Source organism: Roseovarius sp. TE539, from assembly GCF_003298505.1.
In the GTDB taxonomy this organism is placed as follows: Bacteria; Pseudomonadota; Alphaproteobacteria; order Rhodobacterales; family Rhodobacteraceae; genus Roseovarius.
In genome coordinates this window covers 1-19,948 of sequence record NZ_QNGB01000030.1, presented here as the reverse complement: position 1 = coordinate 19,948, position 19,948 = coordinate 1, and the positions used below count along the sequence as shown (strand labels likewise).

General features: G+C 63.8%; 22 protein-coding genes. 11 read left to right on the top strand and 11 right to left on the bottom strand.

The window, feature by feature from the left end:
• Positions 1-96 precede the first annotated feature (96 nt).
• The 3 genes from DQW77_RS15095 (at position 97) to DQW77_RS15085 (ending at position 1,414) form a co-directional block, all read left to right on the top strand.
• On the top strand, positions 97-444 hold the full coding sequence (locus DQW77_RS15095) for a hypothetical protein (RefSeq protein WP_113259057.1): 348 nt from the start codon (positions 97-99) through the stop codon (positions 442-444).
• A 55-nt stretch (positions 445-499) separates the two neighbouring features.
• On the top strand, positions 500-769 hold the full coding sequence (locus DQW77_RS15090; RefSeq protein WP_113259056.1) for a hypothetical protein: 270 nt from the start codon (positions 500-502) through the stop codon (positions 767-769).
• A gap of 99 nt (positions 770-868) precedes the next feature.
• Complete coding sequence (locus tag DQW77_RS15085; protein WP_113259055.1) at positions 869-1,414, top strand: DUF3489 domain-containing protein; 546 nt, start codon at positions 869-871, stop codon at positions 1,412-1,414.
• A gap of 194 nt (positions 1,415-1,608) precedes the next feature.
• Here the strand turns inward: DQW77_RS15085 and DQW77_RS15080 are convergent, their stop codons facing one another.
• The gene (locus DQW77_RS15080; RefSeq protein ID WP_309301321.1) at positions 1,609-2,145 is read right to left on the bottom strand and encodes a DUF6647 family protein; all 537 of its coding nucleotides are present in this window, start codon (positions 2,143-2,145) and stop codon (positions 1,609-1,611) included.
• Positions 2,146-2,255: 110 nt separating this feature from the next.
• Here DQW77_RS15080 and DQW77_RS15075 point away from each other — a divergent pair, with 110 nt between their 5' ends.
• A complete protein-coding gene (locus DQW77_RS15075; protein WP_113259053.1) occupies positions 2,256-3,167 on the top strand; it encodes a LysR substrate-binding domain-containing protein in 912 nt (303 codons plus the stop codon).
• Positions 3,168-3,440: 273 nt separating this feature from the next.
• Here DQW77_RS15075 and DQW77_RS15070 read toward each other — a convergent pair whose 3' ends face one another.
• On the bottom strand, positions 3,441-4,709 hold the full coding sequence (locus DQW77_RS15070) for a site-specific DNA-methyltransferase (protein ID WP_113259052.1): 1,269 nt from the start codon (positions 4,707-4,709) through the stop codon (positions 3,441-3,443).
• Between the two features lie 152 nt (positions 4,710-4,861).
• On the opposite strand from DQW77_RS15070, the gene DQW77_RS15065 reads away from it, so the two are divergent.
• Complete coding sequence (locus tag DQW77_RS15065; RefSeq protein WP_113259051.1) at positions 4,862-5,152, top strand: hypothetical protein; 291 nt, start codon at positions 4,862-4,864, stop codon at positions 5,150-5,152.
• Positions 5,153-5,478: 326 nt separating this feature from the next.
• On the opposite strand, the gene DQW77_RS15060 is transcribed toward DQW77_RS15065, so the two are convergent.
• Positions 5,479-6,576: a LacI family DNA-binding transcriptional regulator gene (locus DQW77_RS15060; RefSeq protein WP_113259050.1), complete on the bottom strand. Its 1,098-nt coding sequence runs from the start codon at positions 6,574-6,576 to the stop codon at positions 5,479-5,481.
• Positions 6,577-6,674: 98 nt separating this feature from the next.
• Between DQW77_RS15060 and DQW77_RS15055 the strand changes: the two genes are divergently transcribed.
• The 5 genes from DQW77_RS15055 (at position 6,675) to DQW77_RS15035 (ending at position 13,775) form a co-directional block, all read left to right on the top strand.
• Complete coding sequence (locus DQW77_RS15055; protein WP_113259049.1) at positions 6,675-8,264, top strand: ABC transporter substrate-binding protein; 1,590 nt, start codon at positions 6,675-6,677, stop codon at positions 8,262-8,264.
• A gap of 415 nt (positions 8,265-8,679) precedes the next feature.
• Positions 8,680-10,197, top strand: a complete 1,518-nt coding sequence (locus tag DQW77_RS15050) for a S9 family peptidase (RefSeq protein WP_181711291.1) — start codon at positions 8,680-8,682, stop codon at positions 10,195-10,197.
• A complete protein-coding gene (locus DQW77_RS15045) occupies positions 10,194-11,162 on the top strand; it encodes an ABC transporter permease (RefSeq protein ID WP_113259047.1) in 969 nt (322 codons plus the stop codon). Before DQW77_RS15050 ends, DQW77_RS15045 begins: the two co-directional genes overlap by 4 nt.
• Positions 11,163-11,175: 13 nt before the next feature.
• The gene (locus DQW77_RS15040) at positions 11,176-12,000 is read left to right on the top strand and encodes an ABC transporter permease (protein WP_220124973.1); all 825 of its coding nucleotides are present in this window, start codon (positions 11,176-11,178) and stop codon (positions 11,998-12,000) included.
• Complete coding sequence (locus DQW77_RS15035; RefSeq protein WP_113259045.1) at positions 11,997-13,775, top strand: ABC transporter ATP-binding protein; 1,779 nt, start codon at positions 11,997-11,999, stop codon at positions 13,773-13,775. Before DQW77_RS15040 ends, DQW77_RS15035 begins: the two co-directional genes overlap by 4 nt.
• 146 nt (positions 13,776-13,921) lie before the next feature.
• Here DQW77_RS15035 and DQW77_RS15030 read toward each other — a convergent pair whose 3' ends face one another.
• From DQW77_RS15030 to DQW77_RS15010, 5 genes are read right to left on the bottom strand one after another with little or no spacing between them, the layout of a single operon-like run.
• Positions 13,922-14,602, bottom strand: coding sequence for a hypothetical protein (locus DQW77_RS15030; protein WP_113259044.1), 681 nt, complete (start codon positions 14,600-14,602; stop codon positions 13,922-13,924).
• Positions 14,599-15,651, bottom strand: coding sequence for a helix-turn-helix domain-containing protein (locus DQW77_RS15025; RefSeq protein WP_113259043.1), 1,053 nt, complete (start codon positions 15,649-15,651; stop codon positions 14,599-14,601). Before DQW77_RS15025 ends, DQW77_RS15030 begins: the two co-directional genes overlap by 4 nt.
• Complete coding sequence (locus tag DQW77_RS15020; protein WP_113259042.1) at positions 15,648-16,061, bottom strand: VRR-NUC domain-containing protein; 414 nt, start codon at positions 16,059-16,061, stop codon at positions 15,648-15,650. Before DQW77_RS15020 ends, DQW77_RS15025 begins: the two co-directional genes overlap by 4 nt.
• The gene (locus DQW77_RS15015; protein WP_113259041.1) at positions 16,058-16,327 is read right to left on the bottom strand and encodes a hypothetical protein; all 270 of its coding nucleotides are present in this window, start codon (positions 16,325-16,327) and stop codon (positions 16,058-16,060) included. The genes DQW77_RS15020 and DQW77_RS15015 overlap by 4 nt, the downstream gene beginning before the upstream one ends.
• Positions 16,324-16,599, bottom strand: coding sequence for a helix-turn-helix transcriptional regulator (locus DQW77_RS15010; protein WP_404947941.1), 276 nt, complete (start codon positions 16,597-16,599; stop codon positions 16,324-16,326). Before DQW77_RS15010 ends, DQW77_RS15015 begins: the two co-directional genes overlap by 4 nt.
• A 572-nt stretch (positions 16,600-17,171) precedes the next feature.
• Between DQW77_RS15010 and DQW77_RS15005 the strand changes: the two genes are divergently transcribed.
• Positions 17,172-18,473 carry a site-specific integrase gene (locus tag DQW77_RS15005; RefSeq protein ID WP_113259040.1) on the top strand — a complete coding sequence of 434 codons (1,302 nt, stop codon included), beginning with the start codon at positions 17,172-17,174 and terminating at the stop codon, positions 18,471-18,473.
• Here DQW77_RS15005 and DQW77_RS18620 read toward each other — a convergent pair.
• From DQW77_RS18620 to DQW77_RS14995, 3 genes are all read right to left on the bottom strand, one after another.
• Positions 18,454-18,732: a hypothetical protein gene (locus DQW77_RS18620; RefSeq protein WP_258523874.1), complete on the bottom strand. Its 279-nt coding sequence runs from the start codon at positions 18,730-18,732 to the stop codon at positions 18,454-18,456. The two genes, DQW77_RS15005 and DQW77_RS18620, sit on opposite strands and share 20 nt — an antisense overlap.
• A gap of 3 nt (positions 18,733-18,735) precedes the next feature.
• Complete coding sequence (locus DQW77_RS18615; RefSeq protein WP_258523873.1) at positions 18,736-19,065, bottom strand: hypothetical protein; 330 nt, start codon at positions 19,063-19,065, stop codon at positions 18,736-18,738.
• Between the two features lie 327 nt (positions 19,066-19,392).
• Entirely contained in the window at positions 19,393-19,815 is a 423-nt protein-coding gene (locus DQW77_RS14995; RefSeq protein WP_181711290.1) for a transposase, read from the bottom strand.
• Positions 19,816-19,948: the final 133 nt, after the last annotated feature.

The window sequence follows — 19,948 nt, the reverse complement described above, 5'->3', positions numbered from 1 at the left end:
AGCAATCATATTGCTCTGATTTGCCTACACTTTCAGGCCCCGTGGAGCGATTCTGATGACACCAGAACGATGCAACTCACCACACGGAGCCAAGCCATGACCACCCCCGCCGCAAACCTGATCGCCGACTTCCGCGCCACCGCCGAAGAGATCGAAACCGTCCTCGCGCCCAGTGCCTGCGCCATCGTCGCCGCCCAGACCTGGATCGTCATCGACGGTTTTGGGCCGCTGACCTTCACCGTTGCGCCCGAGGGCGACACGCACCGCGCCACATGCACCGGGCATGGCCGCGCGCACAGGGTCAACCGCTTCACGCGAGCCGATGCCCAGCGCCTCGCCGAGGCTTGCAACGCACGCGCCGCCTTCTGGGCCGACGCCGCCCGCGAGGAAGCCGCCACGCTGCGCCGCCATATCGCCACGCTGGAAGCCGCCGGCGCCGCATGAACCACACGCGCGGGGCCTGCGGGCCCCGCCACCACACGCAAAAGGAGCCATCACCATGACCCGCCTGAACCCGATCACCACGCCCCGCCATCAACTCCGCGCCGAGAAGGCCCGCCGCAACCGCGAAGCCGCGCTCGGCGCCTTCATCGGAAAGAAGGCCGAGATCGACGAGATGCTCGCGCGCCTGCAGGCGCTCAGCGCCGATCATTTCGAGACCCACCCCGACGAGGTCGGCTGGGCGATGGTCGGGACCCTCGAGCATTACGCCAGCCTGCTGAAGCGCATCACCGACAGCGCCTTTGGCGAGGGCGAACACGCCGAATAACCCCTCCGGCCCAAGCTTCGGGGCAGCCCGCCAACACGGCGGGCTTCACCCGGTAGAAGGCGGCGCATCCCGTGCCGCCCGACATCACCGGAGGCCCCGATGCCCAAGCTCACCGACACCCAATCGCTGATCCTCAGCCGCGCGGCGACCCGCCCCGGCAATCTGGCCATGCCGCTGCCCGAGGGGCTGCATGGCGCCGCCGCGAATGTGGCCGTGACCAGGATGGTCGAGCGCGGCTGGCTCGAAGAGGTCGATGCCGATATCCGCAAGGGCGAGCCCCTCTGGCGCGAGACCGGCGATGGCCATGGTACCACGCTGATCGTGACCGAGGTCGGTCTGGACGCCATCGGGATCGAGCCGGTGGTCGCCAAGGCCACCAGCGGGGCGCGCAAGGCGAAGCCGGACCCCGCGCCGATGTCCGAGGCTCCGAAGTCTCCGGCCATCCGCGCCGGCACCAAGCAGGCGCAGATCATCGCGCTGCTGCAGCGCCCCGAGGGCGCGTCCATTGGCGAGATTGTCGCGGCGACCGGCTGGCAGGCGCATTCGGCCAGAGGCATGATCTCCGGGGCGCTCAAGAAGAAGCTGGGCCTCGTGATCACGTCCGCGAAGGAGGCCGGACGAGGGACGGTGCATCGGATCACGTGACATGCGTCCAGGCTCCCGCCGGTCGGTCTGATCGGGAGTCCGCCAAGACCGACCAGAAGAGGCAGGCGACGGCTTGGGGCCCGCTTCATCCGATGCCGCGTTGCGGTTGAACGGCAGGTCTGCGCAGTGAGCGGGCTTTGCAAAGTTTCGAACCGTTGTAGCCTCTCAAGACGTGACCGACGCCATGCGGCCGTTCATTCGGGATGGATGTCCCGCGGGGTGCATCCCGCGTCGAGCACCACGGCAAGCCAGTTCACATCGAGCGAATAGCCTTGTTCAGAAAGCCACCGCTCCTGCAACCGGTAGGCCGGCAGCTCCTGTGCGGCCGGGCAATACCAGTGGTGCGGCGCCTGCCGGTGATGCGCGAGTTCGTGCAGCAACACGGCAACATCGACCGCCTTGCGCGGGTCCCAGGGGCGCACCAGCAGGATCTCGGACCGATCCGGGTCATAGAGACCCCGAAGACGGCCACGCTGAAAACTCGCCGTCGCACCCTGCCGCGCCGCCGCCTGCCACTCGCTGACGAGACGTACGCGCGGGGCCACATCGCGGCGTGGCCAGTCCGACCGTGCATCAAGCCAGGCGTCGAGCGAGGAGATGAGCGTGGCCATGCTGTCCGCATGTTGCCACCCGGCAACCGACGAGCCAGGCTCATTCCCGGCGCGCGGCAGCGTCGGGCAAAAGGCTATCAAGGCCGCGGCGAGTGCCACGGCGAAACTGGAGCGGTGCATCATTCCCTCCGGTGCGCGATTTTGAAATTTGGTAGCCTCATGCTACGCTATTTACGGAACGACACCGAACGATCACTTTTCAGCCCCGCGTGAGCTCAGTTCAGGCAGAAATGGGACGCAAGCTTCCGCCCTTCGCAGCCGTCCGCGCCTTCGAGGCCACCGCGCGACACATGTCGGTCAAGGCCGCGGCGGACGAGCTGTGCCTGACGCCCTCGGCCGTCAGCCACCAGATCAAGGCGCTGGAGGACTTCCTCGACACGCAGCTCTTCGAGCGGTGGGGCAATCGGATCGCGCTCACCCTCACGGGCGAGGCCTATGCCGGAAAACTGACCCACCTGCTGGATGCTTTCATCGAAGAGACAGAGGCTGTGCGCGCGACACCACAAACCGTGCGCGTTCTCTCGACGCCGGGCTTCGCCGCGCGTTGGCTGGTGCCTCGCTTGCCCAGGCTCGAGTTCGCCAGTGACATCCGGCTTCGGGTCTCGAACGGCGCGCCGTCGCTCGACTTCGCGACCAATGACGCGGACGTCGTGATCCAGTGGTCTGACCGACCGACGCCTGGCTTGCGCGTCGAGCCGCTGATGGCCTCGGCCCGGTATCCGGTGATCTCTCCGGCATTGCGGGAGCGCGAGAACGTGCGGCACCCGAAAGATCTGCTGCGCCTCACGCTCTTCTACGACGAGACGGACGATGCCTGGCCCGAATGGTTCGCCGCGGCGGGCCTGGCCGGGGCCACCCTGCCGTCCGGGCCCACTTACCCCAATTGCGAGCTTGCGACGACCATGGTCGAGCAGCACCAAGGCGTGTCGCTGGCCTACGACGCCATGGTGCGCGGCACAATCGCTTCAGGCCGATTGCAACGGCTCTTCGACGCGACAACGCCGCCCATGTCGATCTACGCGATCGCCTGTCCCGAAATCCGTGCGGATGACCCGCGGATTGCAGCATTTCGACACTGGTTGCGCGCGGAAGCGGCGGCCGAGGGGATCATGCCACAGCAGCTGCACGAAGCCGCCGAGTGACTGCGCCAGGACCAATCCACCCACAGGCGCAACCTCGACCCGGCAGTCACAGCGAACGGCAAGAACTGTCCGCATCTCGGCCTTTAGAGCAGCGTAGCGCGGGTGTCCGCTTTTGCCTACCTCGTCGTTCCGCACCATGTCCGCTTCGGGGCTGGGAGCGGTCGTGGCATCCGAATGTGTCAAGTGCAAGTTCGTCCCGCATTGGTATTGCGCGCATCGGGCTTGAGCTGTTCCAGCGGCCAGAACGCGATCTGGCTTGGAGCATCTCGACGGTCATGCCGCGTGCCTCTTGGACTTCAGCGCGGCGAAGCTCTCGCCGGTTTCCACCAGCACCGCCTCCGCGCCGATGAAGGCCTGCCACCGCTCGATGGCGACATCGACATAGGCCGGGTTCAGCTCGACCCCGTAGCAGATCCGGCCGGTGGTCTCGGCCGCGATCAGCGTTGTGCCGGATCCCATGAACGGCTCGTAGACCGCTTGGCCGGTATTGGAGTTGTTCAGGATCGGGCGGCGCATGCATTCGACGGGCTTCTGGGTGCCGTGCACTGTCTCGGCGTCCTGATCCTTGTTCGTGATCTGCCACAGTGTCGTCTGCTTGCGGTCGCCCGCCCAGTGGCCCTTGGCCTTGGTTCGGACAGCATACCAGCAGGGCTCGTGCTGCCAGTGATAATCGCCGCGGCTGAGCACGAGCCGATCCTTGGCCCAGATGATCTGCGAGCGGATGGCGAAACCCGAAGCGGTCAGCGACTCCGTCACCTCGGCGGCATGCAGCGCCCCATGCCAGACATAGGCGACGTCGCCCGGAAAGAGCGCCCAGGCCTCGCGCCAGTCGGCGCGGTCGTCATTGAGCACCTTGCCGGTGCGCTTGGTCTTGGCCGCACCGGCGACGCCGGCCTGGTTGCGCCAGGCCGGGTCATAGGCCACGCCATAGGGCGGATCGGTCACCATCAGCAGGGGCTTCACATCGCCCAACAACCGCCCGACCACGTCGGCTGTCGTGCTGTCGCCGCAGATCAGCCGGTGATCCCCCAGCTGCCAGAGGTCCCCCGGCACGGACACCGGCGTGACCGGCGCCTCGGGCACATCGTTCTCACCTTCGACCGGGCCATCGCCCTGCGCCTCGGGGTCGTGAAGGAGCGCCTCGAGCTCGGCCTCGCCGATCCCTAGCAGCGACAGGTCGAAATCCTCGGCCAGCAGCCCCGCGATCTCGTCGCGCAGCAGGGCCTCGTCCCAGTCTCCGAGCTCGGTGAGTTTATTGTCCGCGATCCGGTAGGCGCGACGCTCGGCCTCGTCGAGATGGCTGAGACGGATCACCGGCACCTCGGTCAGCCCGAGCATGGTGGCCGCCAGCACCCGGCCATGCCCCGCGATCAGTTCGCCATCGTCGGCCACCATGCAGGGCACGGTCCAGCCGAACTGCGCCATGCTGGCGGCGATCTTGGCCACCTGGTCGTCGGCGTGGATCTTGGCATTGCGGGCATAGGGGCTCAGCCGCTCGATCGGCCAGGCCTCGATCTCGCTTGGCGCGAAGACAAGGTCCATCAGTGTTCTCTGCTGTGGCGAAAGGCGGACAGACGCACAGGCACGACCGGGTCGGTCTGCAGCAGCATCAACGTCCGCGATGTCGGGAAATGGAAAACGCCCGCGGGGGCTATCCTCCGGGCGCTATTCTTCGATGATCAAGAGGTACGTCAATGGGGCTAGAAATGTCAAAGGATTTTTTGCAGCTGAATCAACATCTTTCCGTGAAAAGCGCGATGACAGGCCTGCAAGGGGCATTCCAAGGTGGCTTCCTCGGGTGGCTTCCAGCCAGGGCGGATTCCGCGCAGGTGGCTTCCCTGGATTCCTCCGAGGAATCCACCTGGGCCAAGGGGCGCACGGCCAAGCCCTTGAAAACGAGTCAGAAATCCGAGCTGGCCCGCCGGGGTGGATTCCAGGTGGATTCCCCGGTGAGGAATCCAGTCGCTAGCGAAATCGCGCGCTGAGCCCCCCCGTATACAATCAGGGCCACGGAGGAACCATAGGAGGGGGGGTACACCCGGTCATGGCAGCCAGCCGCGTTGTGGTGCGGTAATCACCGGCGCACGATTCAAACGTAACGCGGCGAGCGACCGGTGTCGGCCCCCTTTTTGATGGGCATAGCCATGACCCTCGCAGGCGCAGCATTCGACGGGGTGAAGACAGGACCTTCTCTGCAAAATTATAACCATCCACCATGCGGATTGTAGCGCGGCCCCGCAACGCATTAGGTTTCGTCTGTATCAGGCATTGGTGCAAGACCGCGTTATGCCACAATCAAATTGTTTCACAGCTAACGTCCTGGGCGGCCCGTGCTACCACCCAAGATCAATTCGTGCCTTGGTACTGAAATACTGGGAGGATCAACCCCTTCGATCTTCCTGAGCAGATAGCGTGCCGCAAGCTGGCCGGTTTCACGCACGGCAAGATCGATCGTTGTGAGCGGTGGATCCAGCAGAGATGCGATTGGAAGGTTATCAAAGCCGGAGATGGAAATTTCGGCGGGAAGGTTCAACCCAAGTCGTTTGGCCTCGAGCAGCGCACCAATCGCGAACACGTCTGTGCCGCACAGGAGCGCCGTGGGAGGAGCATCGCTTTGCAATATTGACCTTAGGATCCGACCGCCGGCTTCGTAGGTAGGTGGTTCTTCGAACACGACCTCGTTCGGCAGGGACAGCCCGCGCTCCTCGATTGCGGTCCTGAAGCCGCGCAGCCGAGTTCGCGCTCGGTCATTGTTGGCAACAGGAAATTCGATCACCGCAAAGCGCTGGTGGCCAAGGTCAAGCAGGTGATCAGCGATCTCGTGCGCGGCGGCGAACTTGTCCGCACCGACCTGGGGGCGGGACACCTCACGGTCGATCGTCCAAGTCGTGACGTAAGGTACGCCGCGGCGGTCGAGCAAGTCGTATATGCCAGGTTCGCGCTCTAGCCCGACGAGCAGCAGCCCATCGACATTACGCCCGATCATGGTGCGCACGAGATCGGTTTCTTGGCCCGGCTCGTACTGGTCGGAGGCAATGAGGAGAGCGTAGCCAGCCTTGGAGAGCTGGTCGGCCATATCGTTCAACTCACGGGCGAAGAGCGCGTGGTCAAAGGTAGGCACGATGGCGCCGATTGTGTGCGAGCGCGACATCGCCAGTGTTCGCGCGGTCATGCTGGGGACGAAATCGAGTTCGGCGATGGCCTGAGAGATGCGTTTCCGGGTTTCCTCACGGATTTTTCCCGGCTCGTTGAAGTAGCGCGACACGGTGGTTTGAGAAACGCCGGCCTTGCGGGCCACGTCCAGCAGGTTCGTTTTCGTAGGACCGCTCACTTGCGCACCACCTTCCTTCAGGCCCCGATGCGCACGACAGGGCCGGTCATCGCTAAAGTGACCGCTGCGGATTTGCATTGCAAGCCCGATTATGTTCCTATGGAAGCGCTTCCATAAGAAGATTCGTACCAAATAGCCATCATAGAAGTGGCGATGTCCAGCAAGGAGAAACACCAATGAAATATCGAACTAACAACATCCTCCGGGGTAGTGCAGCCGCGGCCGCGTTGGCTGTCACCTCTACCTTCGTGCCACTTTCCGCGGTCGCTCAGGAGGACGACACAATCACATGGGCGCTACCGGGTCTGCCCGATACGCTTCTAGTGCCCCATGCCTGGAGCGTGAACACCGGCGGTGTCATGTCGCTCGTACAAGAGGGGCTTGCGGCCTTTTCCAACGATCTTGCGCTGAAGGATGGTGTGGCGGATGAATGGAAGCAGGTCGACGAGACCACCTACGTTTACAACATTCGCGACGGTGTGAGTTTCCATGACGGTAGTCCGGTGACGGCAGAGGACGTCGCTTTTTCGATGAACTGGCATCTCGACCCGACAAACGGCTCGCAGATGGCGGCCTTTTATTCCGCTGTGGACTCCATCAGTGCGACCGCCGAGGGAGAGGTGACGGTCAAGCTGACGCGCCCCGACGCACAGTTCGTCTACACGCCCGCGCACATGTCGGGATTCATAATGAAGCGAGAGCAGCTGGAGAACAATCCCGACACCTACGGGACACCGGACGAGCTGCCGCTTGGAACCGGCCCCTACGCGCTGATTGATTTTGTCCCCGGAGAGCGCATTTTGCTGGAAAAGAACGACGAATACTGGGGTCCGGAACCCAATTTCGAGAAAATTGAAGTGCTTGCCATTCCCGATGGCCAGACCCGCCTGCTCGCCATGCGAAACGGCGATATCGACGGCACGTTCGGGATCCCGATCTCCGAGGCTGACCAATGGAGCGGACTCGACGGGGTTAGTGTTGAGACCACACCTTCACTGGGAGTTTACTTCCTGACATTCGATTACGAGACACCGCCGCTCGACAACATCAACGTGCGCCGCGCCATCGCCCATTCGCTGGACCGTGAGGGTCTTGTAAAAGCGCTGCTGTCCGGCAATGGCGACAAGGCCCTGGCGATCAACCCGCCAGAGATGTGGGCGGGGGTGAAGCCCGCCGGTGAGGTGCGTGACTTCTATGCCACGCTCAACCAGTACGAGTTCAGTTTGGAAAAAGCGGCAGAAGCTTGGGAGAAGGCAGGTGTTGACGGCTTCGAGATGTCGGTGCCTGTCTCGTCGGCGGATCCTTACATGTCGTCGATCATGTTGACACTGGCGCAAAACGTGAAACCACTGGGAATCGAGCTGAACGTGCAGGAACTCGACCACACCCAATGGCTTGACGCGTTCATGTCGCATGAGGATCTCGGCATCCAGATGCGCCGCTACTTTCCTGACTACGCGGACCCGGCTAACTATCCGTTCCTGTTCTTTGCGAGCGAGAACGCCGTGGTGAACGGCTCCAATACCTCGAATTATCGGAGCGAAGAAGTGGATGGCTATCTCTCCACCGCGCTGCGGGAAACAGAGCCAGAAGCTCGCGCCGAGGCGCTGATGAAGGTAACTGAGAAGGTCAATGCGGACCTTCCTGCGGTGCCAATCTTCTGGCCAGCGTCGGCCATGGCGATTGACTCTGATCTCGAGCTCGAGGGGTTCACTGCGTTCTGGTACAACACGCCGTGGGCCGTGCGCGGGTTTGAGCGCAGATAAGCCAAGCAGGCCCGGCGCGGTAGCTTTGCCGGTGTCGGGCCGTGCGAAATGGAGTTCATGACGCATGTCGATTTCACTGATGCCGCCGGGCGAATTATGCTTGGACCGGCAAGGCAGGGCAGTCTTTTCGCTGCCGTCCGCAAGGCGGGTAGCAGGCGAAAGTTTGCGGAGCCGTATTTGGCGCGTTGTGCCGGGAGACACACCCCAACGCCTTACCGAAGGGCCCGGTTGCGACAAAAGTCCGGCGCCGTCACTGAGCGATGACCGGATCGCCTTCCTCTCTGACCGCGGTCAGCCCGGGTGTTTCCGGCCATTTATGATCAAAGGTGGCGAGATCGACGGTCCACTCTGCACGCCGCGCGGGACGGTCGAGACATTGACTTGGTCGCGCGATAGCACGGAGTTGTACCTGCTGATGGCGGAAGAAGGCCTGGATACGGCCAGTTGCGAGGGTGCGCTGCCGCTTGCTTGGCACACGCCTGGCGATCCGCAGGTGACCGATGGCGATCCGGTTCGCCGTCTGCTGCGACTCGACGTCGAAAGCCGGGAGGCGGTGGAGGTGCCGACAGGTGGTCCCACCATTTGGGAGTTCGACGTTGGACCCGACGGCACTGTAATCGCCATTGTTTCCGATGATCCGACGGAGCGCGGCTGGCATGCGTCCCGACTGGTGCGGATCGGTCCGGACGGCTGTGAGACGCTCCATAATCCGGACGAGCAGATTCAATGTATCTCCATCGCTCCTTCTGGAGACAGGGCATTGATCATCGAAGGCCCGGCGAGCGACAGGAAACTGGTGGCGGGCTGTCTTCGGCTGATCAATCTCGAAACAGGTGAAATTTGCCCTCTCGCGGCCTTGCAGCTCGACGACTTGACACATGCCACCTGGCTTTCCAACACAGTGATAGGCTTTTCCGGCTGGATCGGCGTGGGGTGTCGATACGGCAGGGTGTCGACAGAGGGCAGAATCCTGTCCGAATATGCAGAAGCGGCACAGCTGGGACCGGGGCGGTTCGCAGCGCGAGTGGAACAGGGGGCGGATTACGATATGACGATCCGCGAAAGCACCGGGAACCCGCCAGAAATCGCCCTTCGCAACGGCACCGAGTGGCGCACGATAAGCAATTTCAACGACGGAGCGTCCGCGCGTCTGCCGCCACATGAAACAACAGAGCTGGAATGGCTTGCCCGGGATGGCACGGAGATCTGTGGGTTGCTGCTCGATCCCGGCGGTACTATGCCGGGGCCCCTCATCGTCGTCGTCCATGGCGGACCCACAGCGTCGGCACGCTGCAAATTCGATCCGGGTGGGGCACTTCAGTATGTCGAGGCGGGGTACCGTGTGCTGCTACCCAACTACCGGGGCAGCGTGGGGCGAGGTCGGGCCTTCACCCGGGCCGTGATCGGTGATCCAGCCGGATCGGAGTGGGGGGACATAGTCGCCGGTGTAGACCATGTTGTCGCGATGGGGCTGGCTGACCCGGCGCGTATCGGAATCACCGGATCGAGTTATGGCGGCTACCTCTCCGCGTGGGCCGCGGCGACCAGCGACCGGTTTGCAGCGGCTGTGGTGGTGTCGGGGATCAGTGACCTGCTCGCCTGCAATTATGATTGCAACCATGCTTTTTCTGAATGGGTGGCAGATGGTCCTATGAGCGAGCCGGCGGTACGCGAATTGCTCATCGCTCGCTCCCCGATCTACAACATCGAGCCGGCCGCAAAGCCCACACTTTTCCTCCACGGCGAACGGGACCGCTGTACGCCAGTGACACAGGCCGAGATGATGTATGCGGCGCTGCGTCGTCAGGGAACGCGGACACGGCGGGTGGTTTTCCCGCGAGAGGGGCATATGATCGAGGAAGACGAACATCGCGCACGTCTGACCGAAGAGGCATTGGACTGGTTTGCCGAGCATCTGGAGCAAACCGCTTGAACCACTCGCTGACCAGATACTTGGCTCTGCGCCTCTTCGCCACGATTCCGCTACTGCTGGTGATCTCCATTCTTGTCTTCGTGCTGGTGCATCTGGCCCCTGGCGACGCAGCAAGTGCACTCTCCGGCGGGCGAGCGATATCGCAGGAGGCAATGGACGCGTTGCGCGCCAAGTACCATCTCGATGAGCCGATGGTCATGCAATATGTCCTTTGGCTTGGCGACGCCGTCACCGGTGATTTCGGCACTTCCATCCAGACGCGCCAGCCGGTGGCGACGGCGGTTCTGGACCGCGCCCCGCTAAGCCTGTGGCTGACTTTCTATGCCACTGTGATCGTCCTGGGCGCTGGCGTGCCGCTGGGGCTGGCTGCCGCGCTGCGCCGGGGCTCGCGGATGGACCGGAGCGTGGTTACACTGTCCGTTTTCGGGGTCAGCACGCCGGCCTTCGTGAGCGGATTGTTCCTGCTCTATTACCTTGGCTTCGTCGCGGGGCTTTTCCCGGTCTTCGGGACTGGACGCGATGGTGGCTTCCTGATCCAGGTCTGGCACCTCACGCTGCCCGCGCTGGCGCTGGCGCTGGCGGTGATGGCGATCGTCGTCAAGATCACCCGCGCGGCGGTGATTGAGGAGATGGAGAAGGACTACGTCGCTTTCGCCCGGGCGCGAGGCGTGCCGGAGCGGCGGATCGTGCTCTCGTACCTGCTGCGCAACGCGTTGGTGCCTGTGGTGACGGCGGCGAGCGTGATCGTGGTAGCGACGATGGCCGGCGCGATCTACGTCGAGATCACCTTTGCGCTGCCCGGACTCGGCAGCCTTCTCGTCGACGCGGTGCGCCAGCGTGACATTCCGGTCATCCAAGGAGCGACGCTCTTCTTTTCGCTTTTCGTGATTGTAGTGAACGTGCTGACGGACATTCTTTATGTCCTGATCGACCCACGCATCCAGTTCGGAAAGGCCGCACGATGAACGAGAGCGAGCGATGCAAGGTATGATCAAGCGTAGTCTAGGCGCGATGTCGCCGGCTCTATGGGTCGCCGCCGCCTGTGTTCTGGTGGTGCTCGTCTGCACCATTGGTGGCGCCGCCGTGGCGCCCGGCTCGCCGGACGTGCAGCGGCTTTTGGTGGGAGACACGCCGCCCTCGGCGGAGTTCTGGGCAGGTACCGACAAGCTCGGGCGCGACGTGTTGGCGCGGACAGTGGTCGGCGCGCGAACCGCGCTCATCGGGCCAACGGTCGTCGCTGCCGGCGCCTTCACCGTCGCTACAGTGCTTGGCCTGCTTGCGGGTTATTTCGGCGGCTGGATCGACAGCGTGATCATGCGCGGGGTGGATATCATCCTCGCCTTGCCGGGACCTCTCATAGCTATCGTGGTGGTAGGTGTGACAGGAGGCGGTTATTGGACTGCGGTATCTGTGCTCGTAGTACTCTTTGTGGCCCCTGACACGAGAATTGTGCGCAGTGCCGTGCTGGTGCAGCGCAGTCAGCCATATATCGAGGCCGCGCGCATTCAGAACATTCCGCGCCACAGGATCCTGTTCGTGCACATCCTGCCCAATGTGATGCCGATTATCCTCTCCTACGCCGTGCTCGACTTCGCGTTCGCGCTGGTCAACCTCGCGGGGCTGTCGTTCCTTGGGCTTGGGGTGGAGCCCGGAACGGCGGACTGGGGGCGAATGCTTTTCGAGAACCGGAACATCCTTTTCACCAACCCCACCGCGCTTCTTCTGCCGGCGGCGATGATCGTTGTCACGGCGGGCAGCATCAACATGCTGGGCGACCGGATTCGGGAGGCGGTGGCGAAATGAGTGGACAGCTCCTGACAGTCGACAACCTCGTCGTGCGCACGGAGGTTGGAAACACGCTGCTGCGTGATCTTGGATTTTCTCTCTCACGTGGTGAGACGATCGGGATTGTCGGCGAAAGTGGCTCGGGCAAGTCGATCGCGATGCGGGCGATCATGGGGTTGTTGCCCGAGGGATTGGAGGCCACTGGCGAGGTGCGCCTCGGTGAAACGGATCTGCTGCGGCCGGGTGCGGCGGCGGCATATCGCGGAAAACGCATCACCATGATGTTCCAGGATCCGTTCACCATGCTCAATCCACTCCAGACCGCGGGCGAGACTCTGGCCGAGGGGTTAAGCAGCCCCGACTCGGGGGAGATCGTGCGGCGTTTGGAGGAGGTCGGCATACACGATCCGGCCGTCGTGGGACGGTATCCTTTCGAGCTTTCGGGTGGGCTACGCCAGCGGGTAGGGCTCGCGGCCGCGCTGGCCAAAGACCCGGAGATTCTGATCGCCGACGAGCCCTCGACAGCGCTCGACGTGACGACACAGGCAGAGATCGTGGACCTGTTGGGAAAAACCGGCCGAGAGCGGGGCATGGGGCTGGTACTCATTACCCACGACCTGCGGTTGGCATTTTCCACCTGTGACCGGGTTCTTGTGCTCTATGCCGGGGCATTGCTGGAAGCGGGACGTACCGAGGAGGTCGCCGCGCAGCCGCGCCATCCCTATACATTGGGCCTTCTTCTTTCAGAGCCCCCGGCGGATCGGCGAGTGGAGGAACTTTACGCAATTCCAGGAGCGGTTCCGACCGCTGAAAGCGTGCTTGGCGGCTGTCCTTTTGCCGCGCGTTGCGAGTGGGCAGCGTCAGCCTGTCTTGACACTGATGCGGTGTTGCGAGTGGCAGACGCGGCGCATCGCTCTGCATGTCTGCGACAGGAGGAGATCGGCGCAGAGATGAACGAACGCCAGGAACGCCGCCGTGCGGAGGCGGGCCGAGGCGCAGATCAGGCGACCGGTGCCCCGCTGGTGCGGATCTCGGGGCTGACCAAGAATTTTGGCGAGGCAAGGGTCCTCGAAGGAATCGACATTGAGATCTACACAGGGGAATGCCTTGGTCTCGTGGGCGAGAGCGGATCGGGCAAGAGCACCATCGCGCGTTGCCTCGTAGGGCTGGAACGCGCCGATTCGGGTAAGATTATGCTGGATGAGGCTGCTGTGGTCGATCCGGCGACAGGCAGCGCGACGGAGCTGGCCGACTTCCGGCGCGCGGTGCAGTTCGTCTTCCAGGACCCCTACGCCACGCTCAATCCTCGCCACAGCATTCGCAAGTGCTTCGACGAGATCCTGCACGCCGACCAGCGGCCCGACAGGGACGACGCCGAAAAAACGGCATTGCTGGAACAGGTGGGTCTGACGCCCGCCTATCTCGACCGGCGCCCGGCGCAGCTTTCTGGTGGGGAGCGCCAACGTATTGCCATCGCCCGCGCGCTCGCGCTCGGACCAAAGCTGTTGATCTGTGATGAGGCGGTCTCGGCGCTCGACGTGTCGGTGCAGGCGCAGATCCTGAACCTGCTCAAGCAGCTCGCGCGGGAGCGTGGGTTGGCCTATCTCTTCGTCACGCATGATCTTGCAGTTGTCCGCCAGATGGCCGATCGAGTCGCCGTGTTGGACAAAGGTCGCATCATCGAGACTGGGCCGGTCAATCGCGTAATGGATGCCCCAAGGGAACCCTACACAAAGAAGCTTGTGGCGTCATTGCCCGGGAATGTTGTTCGGCAGACAACAAATGCAGACTGACATGACGTTGCTCATATGCCTGCTTCCAAAAGCAGACATTTGCCAGCAGGCTTGTGATGACTGGTCAAGTTCTATGAGTACTGGCGATTATGCCCGCGGAAAGCATACGGTATGGTGAAGGTATTGTTCCGCCCCCACCACTAGCTTCACTCCTTTTCCCACGGCCGCGCCTTGGGCATCACGCCAGTCACCTTGACCTCCCGCAACATCCCGCCCGCGATCATCCCGTCGCGCACCCAGCCCAGCGCCTGCCACCAATCGTCATACGCTGTTCGGGCGGAGTCGATCTGCTGAGGATGCGGGAAGTAGGTCACCGGGCAGGCGCGGACCTCGACCGTGCGCCATTTACGACGGGCCAGGACCCGCTCAGTTCCAACCACGATGCTGAGCGCCCGGTCACCGTATCGGTTGCGCTTCATCTCCACCGGGACACAGCGCGGCACGGCGCCGGGCATCCAGTCCGGCGTCAGCCCGGCGCGGGCCAGTTCAGCCACGCGGATCGCCATGCGCTTGCCGCCGAGGCTGTCGGGGAGCCCGGCGACCGTGGCGGCGATCACCTCGGCATCCGGGTGGGTGTCGTTGCCGATCTTGTACTGCCCGCCATCGACCTTGCAGCCCAGCACCGCCTGCTGCATCAGCACGTACTCGAGACCGACGCCGGAGCGATGCGTCCGCTCGGGGTCAGACGGCTCGGGCAGCTCCAGCTGCGCCTTCTCGACCCCGAAGGCCCATTCCAGCGCCTGCTGGACGGACATGGCGCCCTTGAGCTTGCGGTCTGCGCCGCGCTGGGCCGGCGTCCTGGACAGCCTGCGATCGAACCGGCTCATGTCACACCCCGCTCGCGCATCCGGTCCGCCGTGACCAACCCGCGGGCCAGCATGGCGTCGCGCATGGTGGTGCTGATCATGTTGGCGGGCAGGAACTGCTCGGAGTTCACCATTTCGGCGTAGAAGGCCGCCAGCTCGTCGTCGCTGGGTGGAGGTCCTGACGCGACCTTGCGGCGTTTCCTTTGCTTTCCGTCGTGCTCAGTGCCTTTTTGCGAGCCCAGCCCTCGCTGCGCCTGGCGCTGGGCGGCGCGCTGCATGGCGCGATCGAGCGCCTTGGGCCCGTCCGGCGGGTCGGGGTGATCCTGGCGGGTTTCCTCGGCCACGGCGAGGATCGCCTCTGCGCTGAGCCCGAGATCATCGCGCCAGCGTCGGACATGTTCGCGGGCTGGCCAGCCCTGCCACCACGATGGCAGCGTGGCGTTGGGGGCAAAGCCCAGCGCGCTGAGCAGCTCTGCAAAGAACCGATCAAAATCGAACTCGCGCGCTCGCGGGCCCTCCTCCTCCTTTAAAGGTTCCCTTACAGGGTTAGTGTCCCAAAATGAGACACGGGAATCGCCATTTTTGAGACACGGGCGTGTATCAAATTGAGACACGGACCCGTGTCCCGTTTCGAGACACGGGCGCGGCGCAGATTCCGTCGACAAGTCATTGCAGGACTGCGCTTTTTCCGATGATGGCCCGTGTCTCACATCGGGACACGGGATTTCAGCCGTGTCTGTGTCGAACGGTGCTCCGGACGCAGGGTCCGGGTCGCCGGACCCGGGCGGTGGGAAGTCCGGCTCGAAGCCGAGCAGGTAGCGCGTCGGGCGCTGCCGCCCGGTCCTGGCATCGACATTGCGGATGCGGCGGATGAGCCTGCGGGTTTCGAGATCGTCGAGATGGCGGTTCAGCGTCGCGCGGCCGATCTCGCAATCATGGGCCAGCCGGTCCTGCGAGGGGAAACACCCATAATCCGGGTTGAACCGATCGCAGAGATGCCAGAGGACGATCTTGGTGGTGGGCTTGAGACCCCGCTGCTGGATGGCCCAGTTGGTGGCGGCATGGCTCATGGGGCTGCCCTCCGTGCTTGGCGCTGGGCGGGATCTTGCTTCGCCACACGGGTCGTGAACCCATGATCCGCCAGCGCGCCCAGTGCATCGTTGAGGCTGCGCACCAAAGCCCAGCTGAAGCCCTGCGCCCGGACCGCATCGCGGAAGGCGGTCTGCGTGGCACTAAGCCGGCCCTTCGGAGCCTTGAGCTCCAGAAACAGCACGCGGCCGTCGCAGAGCACCATCAGATCGGCAAACCCGGGCTGCACGCCCATGCCGACGAGGATCGCCTGGCGCTTGGCCCCGCGCGGGCCGGCCTCGGTGACCTCGTTGACGCAATGGTGGATGATGGCTGTGCGGGGCAGGGCGAAGCGCAGCGCGGTGACCACGGCGCGCTGCAGGTCCGCCTCGGGTGTCATGCGTCGCGTCATCGCCCGCCCTCCCGGTCCGGCCGGGCGCGTGCGATGCGCCCTGGCGATTTCGCATCGAGCACGATCAGCAGAAGCCGGGCATCCTCACGCTCAGAAGGTGTCTCGCCGTGCCGGACGAGCACGTTGCAGGCGAGGCGCACCAGATGATCGGAATGATGGACCACGTCGGCGACCACGATGCGGGCCTCGCGCAGCCGCTCGTCGATCCAGTCCTGGCGGGCCGCGTCGCGGTGGCTTCTCTTGCGGAAAGGCAGGGGCACGCTCATCGACGGCCTCCCGCGCGGCGGTGGCCGCGTGTCCGGGTTCGGCCATAGCCCTGGTCTTCCAGCTGCTCGAGCCAGTCCAGCACAGCCGCGCGGCGGTAGTAGATCTTCCGCCCGGCCCGGATACAGGGCGGCCCCCAGCGCTCGGCTTCCCAGCGGCGCAGGGTGCTTTCAGACACCCCCAGTTGCCGGGCGAGATCCGGGCGGCTGATCCAGCCGCCCATGAGCCCCTCGGAGGTCTTCGGCCGTGGCTGTGTCTCATTCATCGTGTGCATCAGGCATCTCCCATTGGCGCGCCCGAACACCGGGCGTCGACTGGTGCCAGTGAGACAGATCGCCTGGGGTGGCAGGGAGGCACGGGGTGGCACGCAAACCGCCACCCCCGTGCCACCCCTTGTTTTATTGGCTTCGAGGAAGATCGGTGTCGCAACACCCGGAACGACGCTGCGACGCGGCAATCTGCGCCTTGTGGCGGTTCACGTGCACTCGGCTGCACATGCGTTGATTTACAGGAGAGTCGCGCGCATTCGGGCTCAAACAGGGGGTGGCACCGCGCATGAATGCGTGCCACCCCCTGATTTCATTGGGAATTTACAAGCTCCGGCGGTTTTAAACCTAGCTTTGGCACTCTGCAGGTCTGTTTGGCGGTGAGAGTTGCGCCGCATTTCGACTGCCGCCAATCCCATGTCTGGCGCCGATGCCATCAAGATCCTTTAAAACAAGGGGTGGCACGCCACCTGTCTCCGGCGTGCCACCCCGTGCCTGCCTGCCACCCCCGGCGCCATGTTCTGCTTGATAGACGCGGCGTTTTACGCGTCATCACGAGGGACAAGAGAAAGGTTCGCAGATGGGGAACAGGCAGAAACTGACCGAGGCGGTTCTGCGCGACGCCGTGCCGGTGGAGGGCCGGGATTATCAGATATTCGATACCGAGCTGCGCGGCTTTGCCGTCTGCATATACCGCGGCGGGGGCCGGGCCTTCACGCTGGATTACCGCTACGCTGGCCGGCAGCGCCGGATGACCTTTGGCCGCTGGCCGGACTGGAGCGTGTCGGCGGCGCGCACCCGCGCCAAGGAGTTGCGCCGGGAGATCGATGCCGGGGGTGACCCGCTGGCAAACCGCGATGCCGTCCGCGAGGCGCCCCGCGTCGCCGATCTGATCGCGCGCTACGTCGAGGTGCACCTGACGCATCTGGCCGCGCGTAACGCGGCCGATCAGCGCGCGATGATGGAGAAGTTCATCGCATCCGCCTGGGGCCGAATGCTGGTGACGGAGGTGAGTTCTTATGATGTAGAACTGCTGCTGACCAGGATCGCCGAGGGGCGCGCGCGGCCCGCCAAGGCCAAGCCAAACAACCGTGCGCGCAAGCTGCAGGGCGCCAAGCCGACACCGGTGCGCGCCAACCGCGTCGGCGAGGTGGTCCGCAAGATGTTCGCCTATGCCGTCAAATGGGGCTGGCGCGAGGACAATCCGGCCATGGGGTTCCGCCGCCGGATGGAGACGCCGCGCGAGCGGTACCTGTCACAGGACGAAATCGCGCGCCTCGCCGCTGCACTTGATGCGGCTGAGGATAAACGCGCAGCCGACATCATCCGGCTGTGCATGCTGACCGGTGCGCGCGTGGGGGAGGTGCGGCAGGCGCGGTTCGAGGATTTCAACCTCGAGCATCTGAGCTGGACCAAGCCTGCCACCACGACCAAGCAGCGCCGGGTGCACCGGGTCCCGATCTCGGATGAGGCCGCCGCGATCGTGCGCCAGCGACGCCTTGCGGTGATCGCGGGGCCCCCTTGGCTGTTCCCCGGCGACACGCCTGGTCAGCCCGTTCAGGAAATCCGCCGGTTCTGGCGGCGCATCCAGAAGGAGACCGGGATCGAGGATGTCCGGATCCATGACCTGCGCCACACCTTCGCGTCGCTGCTGGTGAGCGGCGGCGCCTCGCTCGAGATGATCGGCAAGCTGCTGGGCCACAGCCAGATGCAGACGACCCAGCGCTATGCGCATCTCATGGATTCGCCGCTGCGTGCTGGTGTCGATGCGGTGGCCAGCGCATTCAGCCTCAAGCCTCGACTGGTCCACGACGCGGAGGCCGCCGCGACGCAGTCGGAGCCGCGCCGCGGACCCGGCCATGTCACTGCATCCCCCTCCTGAACTTGAGGGCATCGAGAATGGGTTTGAGGCGCCGCCGGATCGAGCGCTCATCGGGGAAGGTGCCATCGTCCGATCGCGCAGCAAACCAGTCCTGAAGTTCACGGATCCATTGGCCCTGGGATTCGGGCAAGCCCTCCTCGAAGACCCGGCGCGTGATTTCGACATGCATCGCCGGCCAGTCGTAATCGCCGTCCTCGCGCAGCCCAGCGCCTTCTGCGATTCGACCGAAGAGGTTGTTGGCATCTTCGAATTTCTGCACCTCCTAGCCGAGGATCATCAGATCCCCGAGTGAGACTGCCACTCCCTCCTCGGGCGCGGTGATGTACAGCCAGTCCTGCGCCTCGAGTGGCTGTACGCGCCGCAATTGCGCTTCACGTGGGCCGGCCTCGGAGCGTCGAAACATCGGCAGGATGTCCATGGGCTCGATCCTGACCAGCCCGGCGATACGCGCGTCGCCGCACGCGACAGGTGGGATGCCTGTGACGATCCTGAGTGTTCCCATCGCTGCCCAGCCCGCGATGTCCGAAATCGTGCATCCCCAGCGCGCGGCGGCCTCATAAACAGAGTAGAAAACACGTTGTGGTAGTCCCATGCGCATCAGTCCGTTTGATATGGCCGCCATTCAACGCGCGCAGGGCGTGGCCGCGGCACTATTCGATCGCCCCCTGTGCCGCAATCGCGAAAAAAACTGCACAGGAACAATGCATTGCAATGTATGATTCGGCTTTGAGCCTGAGTGAGATTACCCCGCTCGAAAAGCCAGCGACATACAAAAACGCAACCAAGGGTTGGCAAGAGAAGAAATTGCTTCAGTTCTCGCTGTATGGGAGCCGCCACATGCCCTTAGGCGACGGTAGTGTCCCGGGAAGTGGTGTAGGAACTGGCTTCCACCTGCTTCTTCATAGCTGGTGTTGCTCGTTCACTGAGCGGCGATCATCGCCGCCGCTTCGGGATCGTTGCACATGGCGGTCAGCTTTTCCACCGGCATGTAGCGGCGGGAGACGGCCCATTCGTCGTTTTGCTCCAGCATCAGCGCTCCCACGAGGCGTATGACGGCTTCGCGGTTCGGAAAGATCCCGACCACGTTGGTGCGCCGCTTGATCTCCTTGTTCACACGCTCCAGCGGGTTGGTGCTGTGCAGCTTCGATCTCAGGCTTTCGTCGAAGGCCATGTAGGCGAGGACGTCGTGCTCGGCCTCATCCATCAGCTCGGCGACATCGCGGAACCGACCCCGCAAGCTGTCAGCGACCTCGCGCCAGCGGGCATGGGCTTGGTCGCGGTCCTTCTCGGCGAAGACGGTATTCACGACAGCGCTGACCACCGGCTTGTTGGTCTTGCTCACGCGGGCCTGTGAATCGGCATGCAAAAGTGACCCACTTGGGTGGGTATGATCATCTAAAACTGACCCACCTGCATTGTTAACATCCGTGCGCTTTGGCACGGAGGAAGAGCAGGTGTTACTGATGGAAACGTCA

What these genes read in the sequence shown, in the direction of transcription:
- DQW77_RS15025 (WP_113259043.1), bottom strand. Translation starts at nt 15,651, where the DNA reads ATGAGCCATGCCGCCACCAACTGGGCCATCCAGCAGCGGGGTCTCAAG.
- DQW77_RS15090 (WP_113259056.1), top strand. Translation starts at nt 500, where the DNA reads ATGACCCGCCTGAACCCGATCACCACGCCCCGCCATCAACTCCGCGCC.
- DQW77_RS15040 (WP_220124973.1), top strand. Translation starts at nt 11,176, where the DNA reads ATGCAAGGTATGATCAAGCGTAGTCTAGGCGCGATGTCGCCGGCTCTA.
- DQW77_RS15085 (WP_113259055.1), top strand. Translation starts at nt 869, where the DNA reads ATGCCCAAGCTCACCGACACCCAATCGCTGATCCTCAGCCGCGCGGCG.
- DQW77_RS15005 (WP_113259040.1), top strand. Translation starts at nt 17,172, where the DNA reads ATGGGGAACAGGCAGAAACTGACCGAGGCGGTTCTGCGCGACGCCGTG.
- DQW77_RS15065 (WP_113259051.1), top strand. Translation starts at nt 4,862, where the DNA reads ATGGGGCTAGAAATGTCAAAGGATTTTTTGCAGCTGAATCAACATCTT.
- DQW77_RS15075 (WP_113259053.1), top strand. Translation starts at nt 2,256, where the DNA reads ATGGGACGCAAGCTTCCGCCCTTCGCAGCCGTCCGCGCCTTCGAGGCC.
- DQW77_RS15070 (WP_113259052.1), bottom strand. Translation starts at nt 4,709, where the DNA reads ATGGACCTTGTCTTCGCGCCAAGCGAGATCGAGGCCTGGCCGATCGAG.
- DQW77_RS18615 (WP_258523873.1), bottom strand. Translation starts at nt 19,065, where the DNA reads ATGGGACTACCACAACGTGTTTTCTACTCTGTTTATGAGGCCGCCGCG.
- DQW77_RS15010 (WP_404947941.1), bottom strand. Translation starts at nt 16,599, where the DNA reads ATGCACACGATGAATGAGACACAGCCACGGCCGAAGACCTCCGAGGGG.
- DQW77_RS15055 (WP_113259049.1), top strand. Translation starts at nt 6,675, where the DNA reads ATGAAATATCGAACTAACAACATCCTCCGGGGTAGTGCAGCCGCGGCC.
- DQW77_RS15035 (WP_113259045.1), top strand. Translation starts at nt 11,997, where the DNA reads ATGAGTGGACAGCTCCTGACAGTCGACAACCTCGTCGTGCGCACGGAG.
- DQW77_RS15060 (WP_113259050.1), bottom strand. Translation starts at nt 6,576, where the DNA reads ATGCAAATCCGCAGCGGTCACTTTAGCGATGACCGGCCCTGTCGTGCG.
- DQW77_RS15095 (WP_113259057.1), top strand. Translation starts at nt 97, where the DNA reads ATGACCACCCCCGCCGCAAACCTGATCGCCGACTTCCGCGCCACCGCC.
- DQW77_RS15020 (WP_113259042.1), bottom strand. Translation starts at nt 16,061, where the DNA reads ATGACGCGACGCATGACACCCGAGGCGGACCTGCAGCGCGCCGTGGTC.
- DQW77_RS15030 (WP_113259044.1), bottom strand. Translation starts at nt 14,602, where the DNA reads ATGAGCCGGTTCGATCGCAGGCTGTCCAGGACGCCGGCCCAGCGCGGC.
- DQW77_RS15050 (WP_181711291.1), top strand. Translation starts at nt 8,680, where the DNA reads ATGGCGGAAGAAGGCCTGGATACGGCCAGTTGCGAGGGTGCGCTGCCG.
- DQW77_RS15015 (WP_113259041.1), bottom strand. Translation starts at nt 16,327, where the DNA reads ATGAGCGTGCCCCTGCCTTTCCGCAAGAGAAGCCACCGCGACGCGGCC.
- DQW77_RS15080 (WP_309301321.1), bottom strand. Translation starts at nt 2,145, where the DNA reads ATGCACCGCTCCAGTTTCGCCGTGGCACTCGCCGCGGCCTTGATAGCC.